Origin of the sequence: Amycolatopsis sp. NBC_01286, from assembly GCF_035982555.1 — a bacterium.
In the GTDB taxonomy this organism is placed as follows: Bacteria; Actinomycetota; Actinomycetes; order Mycobacteriales; family Pseudonocardiaceae; genus Amycolatopsis.
Genome location: NZ_CP108428.1, coordinates 3,026,691 through 3,041,083, shown reverse-complemented (window position 1 = coordinate 3,041,083; position 14,393 = coordinate 3,026,691). Strand labels below are relative to the sequence as shown.

At 69.4% G+C, this 14,393-nt stretch carries 17 protein-coding genes; 15 read left to right on the top strand and 2 right to left on the bottom strand.

Annotation, left to right across the window (positions count from 1 at the left end; translation table 11 throughout):
* Window positions 1–21 precede the first annotated feature (21 nt).
* From OG570_RS14840 to OG570_RS14775, 14 genes are all read left to right on the top strand, one after another.
* Window positions 22–648: an IspD/TarI family cytidylyltransferase gene (locus tag OG570_RS14840; RefSeq protein WP_326956992.1), complete on the top strand. Its 627-nt coding sequence runs from the start codon at window positions 22–24 to the stop codon at window positions 646–648.
* Window positions 645–1,112, top strand: a complete 468-nt coding sequence (ispF, locus tag OG570_RS14835) for a 2-C-methyl-D-erythritol 2,4-cyclodiphosphate synthase (protein ID WP_247058750.1) — start codon at window positions 645–647, stop codon at window positions 1,110–1,112. Before OG570_RS14840 ends, ispF begins: the two co-directional genes overlap by 4 nt.
* 243 nt (window positions 1,113–1,355) lie before the next feature.
* Window positions 1,356–1,751, top strand: coding sequence for a PPOX class F420-dependent oxidoreductase (locus OG570_RS14830; protein WP_326956989.1), 396 nt, complete (start codon window positions 1,356–1,358; stop codon window positions 1,749–1,751).
* A 10-nt stretch (window positions 1,752–1,761) separates the two neighbouring features.
* Window positions 1,762–2,157, top strand: coding sequence for a PPOX class F420-dependent oxidoreductase (locus OG570_RS14825; protein ID WP_326956987.1), 396 nt, complete (start codon window positions 1,762–1,764; stop codon window positions 2,155–2,157).
* Between the two features lie 22 nt (window positions 2,158–2,179).
* Entirely contained in the window at window positions 2,180–2,878 is a 699-nt protein-coding gene (locus OG570_RS14820) for an HAD family hydrolase (RefSeq protein ID WP_326956985.1), read from the top strand.
* A gap of 42 nt (window positions 2,879–2,920) precedes the next feature.
* On the top strand, window positions 2,921–4,309 hold the full coding sequence (cysS, locus tag OG570_RS14815; RefSeq protein WP_326944890.1) for a cysteine--tRNA ligase: 1,389 nt from the start codon (window positions 2,921–2,923) through the stop codon (window positions 4,307–4,309).
* 32 nt (window positions 4,310–4,341) lie between these two features.
* Window positions 4,342–5,298 (top strand): 23S rRNA (guanosine(2251)-2'-O)-methyltransferase RlmB, encoded by a 957-nt coding sequence (gene rlmB / locus OG570_RS14810; RefSeq protein ID WP_247058755.1) that lies wholly within the window; start codon window positions 4,342–4,344, stop codon window positions 5,296–5,298.
* A gap of 89 nt (window positions 5,299–5,387) precedes the next feature.
* A complete protein-coding gene (locus OG570_RS14805) occupies window positions 5,388–6,821 on the top strand; it encodes an MBOAT family O-acyltransferase (RefSeq protein WP_326956983.1) in 1,434 nt (477 codons plus the stop codon).
* Between the two features lie 158 nt (window positions 6,822–6,979).
* A complete protein-coding gene (locus OG570_RS14800) occupies window positions 6,980–7,333 on the top strand; it encodes a hypothetical protein (protein WP_326956981.1) in 354 nt (117 codons plus the stop codon).
* 5 nt (window positions 7,334–7,338) lie between these two features.
* Entirely contained in the window at window positions 7,339–7,947 is a 609-nt protein-coding gene (locus OG570_RS14795) for a histidine phosphatase family protein (RefSeq protein WP_326956979.1), read from the top strand.
* A gap of 73 nt (window positions 7,948–8,020) precedes the next feature.
* Window positions 8,021–8,614 (top strand): transglutaminase family protein, encoded by a 594-nt coding sequence (locus tag OG570_RS14790; RefSeq protein ID WP_326956977.1) that lies wholly within the window; start codon window positions 8,021–8,023, stop codon window positions 8,612–8,614.
* Between the two features lie 172 nt (window positions 8,615–8,786).
* Window positions 8,787–9,800, top strand: coding sequence for a hypothetical protein (locus tag OG570_RS14785; protein ID WP_326944895.1), 1,014 nt, complete (start codon window positions 8,787–8,789; stop codon window positions 9,798–9,800).
* A gap of 2 nt (window positions 9,801–9,802) precedes the next feature.
* Entirely contained in the window at window positions 9,803–10,441 is a 639-nt protein-coding gene (locus OG570_RS14780) for a hypothetical protein (RefSeq protein ID WP_326944896.1), read from the top strand.
* Between the two features lie 73 nt (window positions 10,442–10,514).
* Window positions 10,515–11,186, top strand: a complete 672-nt coding sequence (locus OG570_RS14775; protein ID WP_326956974.1) for an HD family phosphohydrolase — start codon at window positions 10,515–10,517, stop codon at window positions 11,184–11,186.
* Here the strand turns inward: OG570_RS14775 and OG570_RS14770 are convergent.
* Both OG570_RS14770 and OG570_RS14765 read right to left on the bottom strand, forming a co-directional pair.
* Window positions 11,183–11,833, bottom strand: a complete 651-nt coding sequence (locus OG570_RS14770) for a class II aldolase/adducin family protein (protein ID WP_326956972.1) — start codon at window positions 11,831–11,833, stop codon at window positions 11,183–11,185. The genes OG570_RS14775 and OG570_RS14770 overlap by 4 nt on opposite strands.
* Before the next feature lie 155 nt (window positions 11,834–11,988).
* Window positions 11,989–12,975: a hypothetical protein gene (locus OG570_RS14765; protein WP_326956970.1), complete on the bottom strand. Its 987-nt coding sequence runs from the start codon at window positions 12,973–12,975 to the stop codon at window positions 11,989–11,991.
* Between the two features lie 129 nt (window positions 12,976–13,104).
* On the opposite strand from OG570_RS14765, the gene OG570_RS14760 reads away from it, so the two are divergent.
* Entirely contained in the window at window positions 13,105–14,334 is a 1,230-nt protein-coding gene (locus OG570_RS14760; protein WP_326956968.1) for a DUF445 family protein, read from the top strand.
* Window positions 14,335–14,393: the final 59 nt, after the last annotated feature.

Below are 14,393 nucleotides of genomic sequence, written 5' to 3'. Positions count from 1 at the left end.
TGCCTCTACGATCGCGAACCGATGAACGTCGCCGTGATCGTGACCGTCGCACACCACGCCTCCGACGGAGAGCTCGCTCTCACGCCGGTCCGTGGTGAAGCGCTACTCACGCACACCGTGCGGGGGCTGCTGGCAGTACCGGAGATCGATCTGGTTCTCGTCGCGGCCCCCCAGCGGTGTGCGCAAGTCTATTCACAGGTCCTCGAGGATCTCTCGTGCCGGGTCGTCCCCGGTTCGCTCCGGCAGGCCTTCGCCGTCGTCGAGCCCGAACTTTCCCGTGACTCCGTTCTACTCCTCCACGACGCCTTGCGGGCCTTCATTCCTGCGCAAACGGTGCGTGACGTGATCACCGCGGTCAGTAGCGCGAATCCCGTCGTCGTCCCGGTGCTCCCGATGGCCGACACGGTGAAGGTGACCGACGCGGCCGAGCTGATCGTCGGCACCGAGGACCGCACGCGGCTGCGCACCGCCCAGACCCCGGTCGGCTACACCCTCGACGCCTTCCGCGCGGCGGACCTCGAGGCGGCCGTCCCCGAGGGCGCGGCGACCGTGCCGGGGCACCCGGACGCGATGCGCGTCACCACCGACTTCGAACTTTCCCTGGCCGAGGCGATCGCGGCGGCACCGAGCACGGAGGAGACGCTGTGAGGATCGGCAACGGGGTGGACGTCCACCCGATCGAGGCGGGCCGCGAGTGCTGGATCGCCGGGCTGAGCTGGCCGGGCGTCGACGGCTGCGCGGGCCACTCGGACGGCGACGTCGCGGCGCACGCCCTGTGCGACGCGCTCCTGTCCGCGGCCGGCCTGGGCGACCTCGGCGCGGTGTTCGGCACCGGCGACCCCCGGATGGACGGCGCGCACGGCGCCGACATGCTCGCCGAGGTCCGCGGCCTGATCGAGGCCGAGGGCTGGCGCGTCGCGAACGCGACGGTCCAGATCGTCGGCAACGCCCCCCGCGTGGGCAAGCGGCGCGACGAGGCGCAGAAGGTGCTCTCGGAGGCCGTCGGCGGCCCGGTGAGCGTCTCGGGCACCACATCCGACGGCTTGGGCCTCACCGGCCGCGGCGAAGGCATCGCGGCCTTCGCCACGGCACTGCTGCTGACGGCGGAATAGCCTCGCCGCCTGGGTTATCCACAGCCAGACCGAGATGTGGACAACAAGGCCCCGCCTGTGACGTTTCCCGCTTTTCATCGGAGGGTCCCGATACGCTGGAAGCGGGGCCGGTCCCCCGGAGAGGGTGGGGGGTGCTTTCCGGCGGGGCTGCCTTGCTCGGCAGGATCGTTCCGAAATGGCCGCGGCCTCGCAGCCGGCCCGCGCAGCGGAATAGCCCCGCCGCCCGAGCACGTTCGGCGTGACATGGCCCTCACTCTCCCCGACGCCGTCCGCGCGCTCGTCGACGGCAGGAACTTCGCCACGGTCGCCACGCTCGACCCCGACGGCAGCCCGCAGACCTCCGTCGTCTGGATCGGCCTCGACGGCGGTGACCTCGTGTTCAGCGCCACCGAAGATCGCCGGAAGGTCCGCAACCTGCGGCGCGATCCCCGCGTCGGCGTGTCGATCACCGACGCCGGCAACCCCTACCGGCACACGCAGCTGCGCGGCACGGTGACGCTCACCCCCGACCCGGGCAAGACGCTGCCGAAGACGCTGAGCCACAAGTACCTCGGCGAGGACCCGCCCGCGGAGGGTGACGACGTCGAACGGGTGATCGTCCGCCTGCACGTCGAGAAGATCGCGGGCAACGTCAAATAGGGTCCGGACCATGGGTGTGACATTCAACGACGCGACCAAGGCGCTCCTCGACGGGAAGAACTACCCCGTCGTCGCCACCACCAACGCCGACGGCTCGCCGCAGAGCTCGGTCGTCTGGGCCCGCCGCGACGGCGACACCGTGGTCTTCGTGACCGTCCAGGGCCGCCGGAAGGAACGCAACATCCGCCGTGACCCCCGCGTCTCACTCTCCGTCTTCGACCTGGCCGATCCGGAGAACTACGTCGAAATCCGCGGGCGGGCCGAGGTCACCGTCGAAGGCGGCCCCGAGCTGAACGACGAGCTGGCCCACAAGTACACCGGCGAGGCCTTCCCACCCGAGCCGGCCGACGTCGTGCGGGTGCTCGTCCGCGTTGTTCCCGAACACATCACAGGGCATTCGGCCTGACGATCCCGTTAGGCTGAAACCCATGACGATCAGGGCGGTGTTGTTCGACTACTCCGGCACGCTTTTCCGGCTCGAGCAGGACGAGACCTGGCTCACCGAACTGACCGACCACGTGGGCACGCCGCTTGACATCGAGGCCCAGGCCGAGCTGATGCGCCGGATGACGGCGCCGGTCGGCCAGGTCGTCGAGCTGGACGCCGACCACCAGCACGCCTGGCACCACCGCGACCGCGACCCGGTGCTGCACCGGAAGGTGTACCTGGAGGTCCTCAAGAAGTCCGGCGTCCCGCGGCCCGAGCAGGCCGTCGCGCTGTACGACCGGCTGATCGATCCCAGCCAGTGGACGCCCTACCCGGACACCGAGGCCGCGCTCAAGGCGGCGTCCGAGCAGGGGCTCAAGGTCGGCGTCCTGAGCAACATCGCCTTCGACATCCGGCCCGCGTTCACCGCCCGCGGCTGGGACGCCTACGTCGACGAGTTCGTCCTGTCCTTCGAGGTCGGGGCGATCAAGCCGGAGCTGGAGATCTTCCGCCGGGCCGTGCAGGCCCTCGACGTCCCGGCCACCGAGACCCTGATGGTCGGCGACAGCGAAGAGGCCGACGGCGGGGCCCGCGCGCTCGGCTGCGAGTTCGCGCTGGTCGACCCGCTGCCGACGGCGCAGCGGCCGGACGCCCTGCTCACGGCGCTGAGCGCGTTCGGTGTCGGGCAAGAGCCCAGCTAGGCGCCTGCGACCTCGCTCACGCCCACCCGTACCCTTATCAGGGTGGCCCTACACCTTTTCGACACAGCGACCCGGAGCGTGCGGGAGTTCCAGCCCGCCCGTAGCGGAACGGCGTCGATCTACGTGTGTGGTGCCACCGTGCAGGGCGTGCCGCACATCGGGCACATCCGCGGCGCCCTGAACTACGACGTCCTGCGCCGCTGGCTCGTCCACAGTGGACTGGATGTGCTGCTGGTCCGCAACGTCACGGACATCGACGACAAGATCCTGACCAAGGCCGCGGCCGCGGATCGCCCCTGGTGGGAGTGGGCGGCGACGCACGAGCGCGCCTTCGAGCAGGCCTACGAGCAGCTCGGCTGCCTCCCGCCGTCGATCAACCCGCGCGCGACCGGGCACGTCACCCAGATGGTCGAGCTGATGCAGCGGCTGATCGACCAGGGGCACGCCTACGCCGTGGACGGTGACGTCTACTTCTCGGTGAAGTCGTTCGACGACTACGGCAAGCTGTCCGGCCAGGTCCTCGAGGACGTCCAGCAGGGCGAGACGCCGGCCCGCGGCAAGCGGGACCCGCACGACTTCACGCTGTGGAAGTCCGCGAAGCCGGGCGAGCCGTCGTGGCCGACGCCGTGGGGCGACGGCCGGCCGGGCTGGCACCTGGAGTGCTCGGCGATGGCCACGGCCTACCTCGGCGCGGAGTTCGACATCCACGGCGGCGGGCGCGACCTGGTCTTCCCGCACCACGAAAACGAGCGCGCGCAGTCGAACGCCGCCGGCGACCCGTTCGCCCGCTACTGGCTGCACAACGACTGGGTGACCATGTCCGGCGAGAAGATGTCGAAGTCGCTGGGCAACACCGTGACGATCCCCGCGATGCTGGAGCGCTACCGGGCGGCCGAGCTGCGCTACTACCTGATGCAGCCGCACTACCGGTCCAAGATCGAGTACTCCGACGGCGCGGTCTCGGAAGCCGCGCAGGGCTACCGGCGGATCGAGACGTTCCTGCGTCGCGCCACTTCTTCCGGCGAGGTGGGGATCGGCACGATCCCGGCCGGGTTCGCCGCCGCGATGGACGACGACCTCGCCACCCCGCAGGCGTTCGCCGTGGTCCACACCACCGTGCGGGACGGTAACGCCGCCCTCGACGCGGGCGACACCTCCAAGGCACTCGAACTCGCCGCCGCCGTGCGCGCGATGACCGACGTGCTCGGCCTCGACCCGCTGTCCGCGCGCTGGTCCGAGGCGGGCGGTTCCGAAACGCCCACCAAAGAGGCGCTGGACTTCCTCGTCAAGGATCTGCTGGCCGAGCGCCAGCAGGCCCGGGCCGAGAAGGACTTCGCCCGCGCGGACGCCGCCCGTGACCGCCTCCAGCAGGCGGGCATCGTGGTGGAGGACACCCCTAACGGTCCACAGTGGACAGTCAAGTCCGACTGAGCCGTTCTCCATAACCGCAAGGACTTTTCAGCATGGCAGGCAACTCCCGGCGCCAGGGCGCCATCCGCAAGACGGGCACCAAGAAGGGTGCCGTCGTCGGTTCCGGCGGACAGCGCCGCAAGGCCCTCGAAGGCAAGGGCCCGACCCCGAAGGCGGAGGACCGTCCCGGGCACAAGGCCTACCGCCAGAACAACGCCCAGACCAAGCGCGACCAGGCGCGGCAGAAGAAGGCCGACAAGCCGGAACTGATCGCCGGGCGCAACCCGGTGGTCGAGGCGCTGCGCGCGGACGTCCCGGCGACCGCGCTGTACGTAGCGATCAACATCGAGATCGACGACCGCGTGAACGACGCCGTCCGGCTGGCCGGCGACAAGGGCATCTCGATCCTGGAGATCCCGCGCGAGGAGCTGGACCGCAAGACGAACCGGGCCGTGCACCAGGGTCTGGGCCTGCAGGTCCCGCCGTTCGAGTACGCCCACCCGGACGACCTGATGGCGGCGGCGCGCAACTCGGGCGAGGTGCCCCTGTTCGTCGCGCTCGACGGCGTCACCGACCCGCGCAACCTCGGCGCGGTGATCCGCTCGGCGGCCGCGTTCGGCGCTCACGGCGTGCTGCTGCCGGAGCGGCGCAGCGCGGGCATGACGGCGGTGGCGTGGCGCACGAGCGCGGGCACGGCGGCGAAGCTGCCGATCGCGGTCGCGACCAACCTCACGCGCCAGCTGAAGTCGTGGGCGAACGAGGGCCTGATGCTGGTCGGCCTGGACGCGGACGGCTCGGTCGAGATCGACGGGCTGGAGCTGGCGGCGGACCCGCTGGTCATCGTGCTGGGCTCGGAGGGCCGCGGCCTGTCGCGCTTGGTGCGCGAGACGTGCGACGCGACCGTGTCGATCCCGATGGCGGCGGGCGTGGAGTCGTTGAACGCGTCGGTGGCGGCCGGTGTGCTGCTGGCCGAGGTGGCGCGGCGCCGTCGTCTCGCCGGACGGATCTGAGCCCCGCCTCCACGACCCACCTTCACGACGAGGAACCACCCACTCGGGTTAAGGTCACCATCGGATAAACCGAGGGGACCTGACCACCGATGTCATTCGTTTCGCCACTGTTCCTGTGGTACTTCATGCCGGCGGTGCTCATCGCCGTCCTGGTGTGCCCGCGGACCTGGCGCAACGGCATCATCGCGGTCGGCAGCCTGCTGTTCTACACGATCGGCGCCGGCCCGTTCGTGTTCCTGCTGCTCGGCTGCATGGTCGTCAACTTCATGGCCGGGCCGCTGCTGGAGGCGAGCCCGTGGGACGTCCAGGGCGTCCGGCGGCGGCGGATCCTCATCGCCGTCGTCTCGCTCGACGTCGGCGTCCTGCTGATCTGGAAGTACGCCGGGTTCGCGACCCAGCAGATCGCCGCCGTCTCACACTGGTTCGGCGGCAGCCTGCCGGTCGCGAGCCTGGTGGTGCCGATCGGCATCTCGTTCTACACGTTCCACCACATCTCGTACGTGGTCGACATCTACCGCGGCGAGCGGCCGGCACTGCGCAACCCGGTGTCGTTCGCCGCGTACATCGCGATGTTCCCGCAGCTGGTGGCCGGCCCGATCGTCCGCTACCGCGAGATCGCCGACCAGCTGCCCCAGCTGCGTTCGCACCGCCTGGACGACATCGCGGCGGGCTTCCCCCGGTTCGCGCTGGGCCTGTGCAAGAAGACGATCATCGCGGACTCCCTGAGCCCGCTGGTCGAGGCGTGTTTCAAGGTGCCACCGGACCAGATGACGTTCGCGACGGCGTGGCTCGGCGCGATCGGCTACACGTTGCAGCTGTTCTTCGACTTCTCGGGCTATTCGGACATGGCGATCGGCTTGGGCCGCATGCTGGGCTTCCGCCTCCCGGAGAACTTCGCCAGGCCGTACTCGTCGGTGACGATCACGGAGTTCTGGCGCCGCTGGCACATGAGCCTGTCCCGCTGGTTCCGCGACTACGTCTACATCCCCCTGGGCGGCAACCGTCACGGAGCGGGCAAGACGTACCGCAACCTGTGCGTGGTGTTCGTCCTGACAGGCTTCTGGCACGGCGCGCAGTGGACGTTCCTGGTGTGGGGCTGCTACCACGGAGCGCTGCTGGTGATAGAGCGCCGCTTCGGCCTGGACCTGAACCCCGCAAACCCCCGCCAGCGCTACCTACGCAGGGCCCTGACGATGCTGTTGGTGGTGTTCGGCTGGGTCTTCTTCCGCTCACAGGACATCGGCCACGCCTTGGCGATGATCGGCCACATGCTGATCCCCGACTTCGACGGCCTGGGCACAGGAGTGGAACAGGCGTTCACCAACCAACGCCTGGTCCTGCTACTGGCGGCCCTGGCGGTATTCGCACTACCGGCTCACCCGGTGACAGGCCCCCTACTGGAGTCGTCCAGAAGCCGCCCGGCAACAGCGCTACGCATCGGCGTGATGACGGTGGGCTTGATCTACGCGGCCATCTTGATAGCAACGGGCACATTCAGCCCGTTCTTGTACTACCAGTTCTAAGGCGCAAGAAGGAACCAAGACCAGCCCGCCCCCATCGAACCGATAAGCAGCCGCCCAGGCGGCCGTTGGACGATCCGGCGTTCGGGTCGGTGGAGCCACGGCAGAGAACCAACAGCCGTGGCAGCATGATCGAAAGCCGCGAGGAAGGGGGCACCGGGATGACCGACCTGGACAACATCCCAGGCGTGATCCCCTACGTGGACCACCACACCGGCCCGAGACGGCTGCTCACCCTGGAAATCCCCCACTTGGCCCACACCGTCCGCGCCTACGCCCCGATCGCCAGCGTCGACGGAAGGCAGTACATCGTCTCCTGGGGCTCAGTCACCTTCGAGATCCCCGCCGACCGCAACGTGCACGTCAGCGTCCACCTGCACACGAACAGCGGCCACGAGCACACGATCACGCCGTTCGCCTCGATCGTCCTGTCCGCCCACTCCGCGCCGCTGCGGCTGCTCGCCCAGTTCGTGCCGCGCCAGGGCCCCCAGGGCTCGCTCGTGCCCCTCGGGTGAACCACGTGCTGGCTGCGCGCTACCTCCTCCTCACCCGGCACGGCGAAGCGACGCCCGACGAGGCCGGGCTCACCGAAGCCGGGCAGCAGCAGGCGGTTTTGCTCGGACGGCGGTTGCGCGAGCTGCCCGTCGCCGCCATCCACCACGGGCCGCTCCGGCGGGCCGCGCTCACCGCGGCGATCATCGGGGACCAGCTGCCCGGCGTTCCGCTCCACGTCGAAGAAGCGGCCGGCGACTTCGTGCCCTACCTGCCGAAGCGCGAGGAGCTGCCCGAGACGTCCGCCGACCGGCTGCTCGCCTTCACCCGGCAGCTCCCGCCCGCCGACGAGGAGCTCGCCGCCGAGGCCGAACGGCGGTTCACCGGGCCCGTTCCCGGGAACGAGGCGCGGTTCGACCTCGTGGTCACGCACAACTACCTCATCTCCTGGCTCGTGCGCGCGTCGCAGGACGCACCGCCGTGGCGGTGGCTCGCCCTCAACCACGGCAACGCGGCGCTCACCGTCATCCGCTACGTGCCGGGGCGGCCCGCCGCGCTGCTGGCGTACAACGACCAAGGTCATCTCCCGCCCGCACTGCGCTGGACGGGCTTCCCGCCCGAGTTTTACCTTCCGTAACCGGGGAACGCGGAGCGTGTCCGGCACCGAAAACAGGTCTCGCCCGAATGGCCGAGCCTGGCACGATGGCCGGATGAGTTTCGTGCCGTCGCCCACGTCCGTTCGGCTGAGCGACTACCTCGCGGCCGACGCCGTCATCGATCACGGCCACCCGTCGATCCGGGAACGAGCCGACGCGCTCAGACCCCTGACGGACGGCCCGGCCGGGTACGCCGAAGCCGCGTTCCGGTTCGTGCGCGACGAGGTCGACCACGTCGTCGACGCCGCCGATCCGCGGGTCACCTGGCGGGCGTCGGATGTGCTGCGCGAACGCGTCGGGATCTGCTACGCCAAGGCACACCTGCTGGCCGCTTTGCTTCGTACGCAAGGGATTCCGGCCGGGTTCTGCTACCAGGAGCTGTCCGCGCTGCACGGGCTGAACGCGGTGTACCTGCACGGCAAGTGGTCACGCCTCGACGCCCGCGGCAACCGCACGGGGGCCGGCGGGGAGTTCTCCCTCGACGTCGAACGGCTCGCCTGGCCCGTCGATCCCGCGCGCGGTGAACGCGACCACCCGGAGATCCACCCCGCGCCCGCGCCGGCGGTCGTGGACTTCCTGAGGACGGTCGCACCGGGGGCCGGCTGGTACGAAACCGGCCTGCCGGCCACCCTGGAACCCCAGGTTTAGCGGTATTTTCCGAAAACCCGGCAATTCGGTGAATTATTGCCGAGAGTGACGTCCGGGGCCTCCGCCTGTCCCCCGAATCTCTTATTTCGCGGTCCCCGAGACGCGCGTAAAGTGACTCCCCGCACTCGAACCGACACTTTACGCATTCGTCTGTTCGGGTGATTCGAGGGAGGTGAAGCACGTGGCCGCGGAAGGCGGACGCCTCCGCCGTACCCCACTGCAGGAGATCTTCTGGACCAGGACGAGCCTGCTGCTCACGGTACTCGTGGTGGTCGCCGGTCTCAGCCTGTGGCTGGCCGGCTTGATGGAACCCGGCACCGGGAAGAACCTGGTGACGTCGCTGGGCACCGGCACCCTGATCTCCGCGATCGTGGGGTTCGGCACCAGCTTGATCACCGCCAGCGCCTCGCAGCGGGCGCTGGTGACCCCGGTGATCGAAGAGAGCAGGCGCGCGCTGGAGGACCTCAGCGCCGAATACCGCGCGCTGAACAAGGAGTTCTTCCCCACCGACGTGTTCGAGGCGACGACCGATCCCGACCCCGCGTTCAACCGCGCGCTGATGGCCGACCTCGACGCGACCCGGCAGTACTTCTTCCGCGGCTTCTCCGGGCGGCACGCCGCCGCCCGCCTGTTGCTTTCCCGCACGGAACGCGAACTGCGGGCCGTGATCGCCGATCCGCGTGACGCGAGCTCGATCAGCGGGCGCGCCCGCTACCTGCTCCGCCGCGAGGCGGGCGACGTCGACTACGAACAGATCCAGACCCGGCTCGACGAAGAGATCCGGATCGGGCTGGTGGGCCTCTTCCTGGCGCGCAGCCGCTGCGCTCAGGTCGACATCACCGTGATCGCCGACCCGCCGCTGGACCGGCTCGAGATGTTCGACGACAGCGTGTGGATGTCGCTCTACAGCGACGTGCGCGGCGCCACGAAGCTGTACCCGCGGTCCCTGCGGTTCACCGAGGGTTCCTTCCTCTACAACATGGAGCGCGCCGAGTTCGTGCGCGTCTCGCAGTCCCGGACCGGCCGCCACTTCCGCATCACGTCCGCGACGACGCGGGCGGATTTCCTGGCGCTGTTCGAAAAGATCACCGGATCCCCGTTGTCCGAGGAGCAGTTCCGTGAGCTGGAAAGCAAGTTCCACGCCTTCCGCACGGAGTTCTCCGAAGTCGCCGAGCTAGGGAGCTGACCTTGCTCACCCGCCTGTCCCCGCTCACCGAACTGGCCACGCGCCTGCGCACGGCCGGGTTCCCGCTCGCCGTCGACTGGCGCACGGTCGAGACCTGGTTCCGGTCGTGGGCCGACCACCCCGAGCTGCGGGAGGAGCTGCGCTCGCAGCTCCGCTCACTGTCCGCCGCGCAGGCCGCGAAACTGCTGCGCTCGTCCCGGGAAACCACGACCCATTTCGCGTGGTGCCTGCTCGATTCGCCGACCGACCCGTTTTCCTTCTGGCTGCACGAATACAAGCCGCAGCAGGACTGGCGGGAGGGGTACGCGGATTCCGTGCACAACCACAGGTACCACTTCTGCACCACCATTCTCCGGGGCAGCTACCTCCACGAAAGGTACGAGACGACCCACGATCCCGGCACCGGCTTGATCGACTCCGCGCACCTGCGTCGCCGGACGTTGTGCCAGGCCGGGGCCTGCGCCACCATGCTGGCCGACGAATACCACCGGATTCCCGAAGCGGCCCCCGGCACGATGACCTTCCTCGTGAAATCACGTCCGGTGAGCACGTTCAGCCTTTCCTACGATCCGACCAGCGGAATCGGCCATCGTCACGTTCCGGTCGAGGTCCGATTGGGGGAATTGGCGGACCGCATCTAGCTACACACCGGCGTCAGCGACGCTTACCATTACTCCACCCGTCTGAATACCACGGCCGGGATCGGAGAGGTGTATGCGTACGCAGGAAAGCACGATCGACAACGTGACTCTCGACGCCGTCGAAAACCGGGTTCGCCGGCTGTGCCGGCAGTACGCCGAGCGGCTGCCGTTCCACGGCTGGCACCACGTCAGCTTCGTCCGCGCGAAGGCGGCCGGCTTCGCCCAGCACAACGGAGCCGACCGCACCGTGGTGGAGGTGGCCGCACTGGTGCACGACGTCAACTACCTGGTGCTCCGCAACTCGCCGGCCGCCGCCGGCAGCGGTCTCCGCGGGGAGATCCTCGCGGAGTGCGGCGTCGCCGACGGCGTCGCGAACTGGATCGACGAAATCGTCGACGAAGCCGAGATGGCCACCCGCGGCCGCGACATCTCGCTGGAGGCGCAGGCCTTGAGCGACGCGGACACGCTGTTCAAGGCGCTGCCGGTGACGCCGGTGGTGCTCGCGCACCGCTACCTGCGCGAGAACGGCCTGAGCCTGCGGGAGCTGGCGGACAAGATCGTCGGCGAGCAGTGCGACGTCCACGACGAGGGGTACTACTTCTACAACCCCGAAGCGGCGGCGACGTACTCGCGCTGGGCGATGGCGAACCTCCAGCTGTGGCAGTGCATCAAGGAAGCGGTCGACGATCCGACGGTCGTGGAGCTGCTGGACGCGGTGCACGCGGTCGACGCGCTGGCGTCCTAACGCTGGCCGTAGCCCCGCAACCGGTCGACGACGTTCGCCACCTCGGGCGGCGGCAGCAGGCTCGGCCGGCCGGCGCTCTGCGCGAGCAGCCACACGCGGCACGCCCACTCGAGCTGCTGCGCGCGGTGGTAGGCGGCTTCGAGGCCGTCGCCGAAGGTGAGGGTGCCGTGGTTGGCCATCAGGCAGCCACGGCGCCCTTCGAGTGCTTCCAGAACGGAGGAGGCGAGCTCGGGCGTGCCGTAGGTGGCGTAGCGGGCGACGCGCACGGAAGGGCCGATGGTGGCGACGATGTAGTGGATCGGCGGCACCTCCCGCACGAGCGTCGACACGGCGGTGGCGTGCGGCGAGTGAGTGTGCACGACGGCGGTCACCGGCTCGCCGTCGGGATCGCGCGCGTCCCAGTAGACGGACAGGTGCATCGGCAGCTCACTGGTCGGCTGCAGTTCGCCGTCGATGACCTCCCCGCCGAGATCGACCACGGGGATGTCGGCGGGGGTCATCGCGGAGTAGGCGACGCCGGTGGGCGTGACGGCGACGAGGTTCCCGGCGCGCACGGAGACGTTCCCCGAGGTCCCGACGACGAGGCCGTCACCGACCATCCGCCGGGCATAAGCGCAGACGGCGGCCCGCTCGGTCTCGAGGATCATGCGCGGGTCCCGTCTCGTGAGCTCACGCCCACCACTCTGGCCCACACGCAGCCCCCACCACTCCCTGGGGGGCGTCCCCTGTCCAGTCTATCGGGTCTGACCTGCAAAAACGGGGTCTCCGGAAATCTGTGGACAACCGGAGCCGATGTGGATAACTACGCCTTCGCGGCCGGCGCGGGAGCCGGAGCCTTGGCAGCGGGCGCCGGAGCAGCCTGGGCCTGGGGCTTGGCAGCGGGCGTCGAGGCTGGGGCAGGCGCCGGAGCCGGCTTGCGGTCCCCGTTCGCCGGAGCCTGAGCCGAAGCCGGGGTCTGAGCCGACGCCGCAGCCGACGCGTCCTCCGCCGGGGCCAGCAGCTTTATCGCCTCGCGTACCGCCACGTCCGTCGCCGCGATCCGCTCCGCGACCTTTGTCCGCAGGTCCAGCGCCAGCTTCCGGTTCCGGTCCGCCTCCGCCTGGCGGTCGCGAGCCTGCGCCAGCGCCGCCTCCGTCTCCTGCTTCTTGCGCGCGACCTCCTGCTCGAAGGCCTGCTTCTTCTTCGCCAGCTCCTCGGACGCCACCCGGTCCGCGTCAGCGCGCTTCGCAGCCGCCGCGGCCTCGGCCTTCGCGTCGGCCTCCTTGCGGGTCCGCTCGGCCGCCGCCGCCAGCTCCACCCGCTTGGCGCCCGCCGCCGCGGTCAGCTTGTCGATCTCGATCTTCGCGTCCTTCAGCAGGCGCGCGCGCTCTTCTTCCGCGTCCTTCGCCAGCTTGTCGGCCGTGCGGTGGGTCTCGTGCGCGTACTTGTCCGCCTGGTCGCGCGTCGAGGCCGCGTCGGCGTCCGCGGCGGAGCGCAGGTCGGCGATCTCCTCCTCCGCGAGCTGCATCATCGTGCGGACGCGCTCGGCCATCGCGCCGGCGCCGGACGGGCTGGAGCTCATCCGCGCGAGGGCGGCCTTCGTCTCGGCCAGCTCCTTCTGCGCGTACGCGAGAGCCTTCGTGAGATCGGACGACGTCGCGACGGCGTCGTCGCGGTTGCGGGCGGTCTCGCGGAACTCCTTGGTCAGCTCGGCGATGCGTTCGTCGACCTGACGCTGGTTGTAGCCGCGGAGGCCCACGGCGAACTGGGCGGTCTTCGGGGCGGATTGGGGCTTCTCAGGCGCGACCATCGCGCCACCTTAGTAAGCAAGGGGCCTTCCGGACGTACCGCCAAACGGATGCATCACGAATTTGGGAACCCCCGGTCACCCATGGCATTCTGACCTCCGTTGACCAGCGGTTGCCGCGGGGAGGCCACTTTGGACACATCGGCGATCCTCGCGGACATCGGCGCTCACTGGCACGTGTACCTCACGATGCCGTTCATCGCGGCGATGATCGGTTACGTCACCAAGCGCGTCGCCATCGAGATGATGTTCCGGCCCCTCGAGTTCACCGGGATCAAGCCGTTCCTCGGCTGGCAGGGGGTCATCCCGGCCAACTCGCGGCGGATGGCCACGACCGCCGTCGATCTGCTGACCCGCAACCTCGTCGACCCGCAGGAGATCTTCGCCAGGCTCGATCCGGAGGAAATGCTCAAAGAGCTCGAAACGCCGCTGCTCAAGGCCGTCGAAGACGTCACGCGGGAAGTCATGGAGACCTACCAGCCGCGGCTGTGGGAGATGCTGCCGTCGCGGGCGCAGCGGCTGCTCGTCGACCAGGTGCGCGCGCAGGCGCCGGACGTCGTCAAGCGGCTCCTGCGCGAGGTCTCGACCAACATCGACGACGTCCTCGACGTCAACGACATGCTCATCGGCGCCATGGTCCGCGACAAGTCGCTGACCTGCCGGCTGATCCGCGAGGTCGCCGCGCCCGAGTTCAAGTTCATCGCGCGGTCGGGGATCTACTTCGGGTTCGTCATCGGGCTCGTCCAGTTCGTCGCCTGGGCGCTGACGAAGGAGCCGCTGATCATGCCGATCTTCGGTTTCGTCACGGGCTTCGTCACGGACTGGCTGGCCCTCAAGATGATCTTCTACCCGCGCGAGCCCCGCGGCTTCGGCTTCTTCCGCTGGCAGGGCATGTTCCAGAAACGCCGTCAGGAGGTGGCCGCCGACTACGGCGCGCTGATCGCCGACGAGGTGCTGACCGTGCGGAACGTGATGGAGGCCGTGCTCACCGGCCCGCGCGCGGACAGGCTGTTCGCGCTCATCACCCGCGAGGTGCAGCGCACGATCGACGCCCAGGCGAGCATCGCCAAACCACTGGTCGCGCTGACCATGGGCGGCAAGCAGTACCAGGAGATGAAACGCGCGGCCGCCGAGAAGGCCATCGCCTACCTCCCCGAAACGGTGAAACACGTCGAGAGTTACGCCACCGGCGCCCTCGACGTCCGCAACACGATCGTCGAAAAGATGCGGCAGCTGACGCCGATCGAGTTCGAAGGGATCCTGCGTCCGGCCTTCAAGCAGGACGAATGGAAGCTCATCGCGGTCGGCGCGGTCATCGGCGGGCTCGTCGGCGAGCTGCAGGTCCTGCTCCTGCTCCACTGACACCGGGCCGCTAGCGTGCGGACGTGGACTTCGGCACGCACTGGCAGGTGTACGTCACC

What these genes read in the sequence shown, in the direction of transcription:
- OG570_RS14840 (WP_326956992.1), top strand. Translation starts at nt 22, where the DNA reads ATGAACGTCGCCGTGATCGTGACCGTCGCACACCACGCCTCCGACGGA.
- OG570_RS14830 (WP_326956989.1), top strand. Translation starts at nt 1,356, where the DNA reads ATGGCCCTCACTCTCCCCGACGCCGTCCGCGCGCTCGTCGACGGCAGG.
- OG570_RS14825 (WP_326956987.1), top strand. Translation starts at nt 1,762, where the DNA reads ATGGGTGTGACATTCAACGACGCGACCAAGGCGCTCCTCGACGGGAAG.
- OG570_RS14820 (WP_326956985.1), top strand. Translation starts at nt 2,180, where the DNA reads ATGACGATCAGGGCGGTGTTGTTCGACTACTCCGGCACGCTTTTCCGG.
- rlmB (WP_247058755.1), top strand. Translation starts at nt 4,342, where the DNA reads ATGGCAGGCAACTCCCGGCGCCAGGGCGCCATCCGCAAGACGGGCACC.
- OG570_RS14805 (WP_326956983.1), top strand. Translation starts at nt 5,388, where the DNA reads ATGTCATTCGTTTCGCCACTGTTCCTGTGGTACTTCATGCCGGCGGTG.
- OG570_RS14800 (WP_326956981.1), top strand. Translation starts at nt 6,980, where the DNA reads ATGACCGACCTGGACAACATCCCAGGCGTGATCCCCTACGTGGACCAC.
- OG570_RS14790 (WP_326956977.1), top strand. Translation starts at nt 8,021, where the DNA reads ATGAGTTTCGTGCCGTCGCCCACGTCCGTTCGGCTGAGCGACTACCTC.
- OG570_RS14775 (WP_326956974.1), top strand. Translation starts at nt 10,515, where the DNA reads ATGCGTACGCAGGAAAGCACGATCGACAACGTGACTCTCGACGCCGTC.
- OG570_RS14770 (WP_326956972.1), bottom strand. Translation starts at nt 11,833, where the DNA reads ATGATCCTCGAGACCGAGCGGGCCGCCGTCTGCGCTTATGCCCGGCGG.
- OG570_RS14765 (WP_326956970.1), bottom strand. Translation starts at nt 12,975, where the DNA reads ATGGTCGCGCCTGAGAAGCCCCAATCCGCCCCGAAGACCGCCCAGTTC.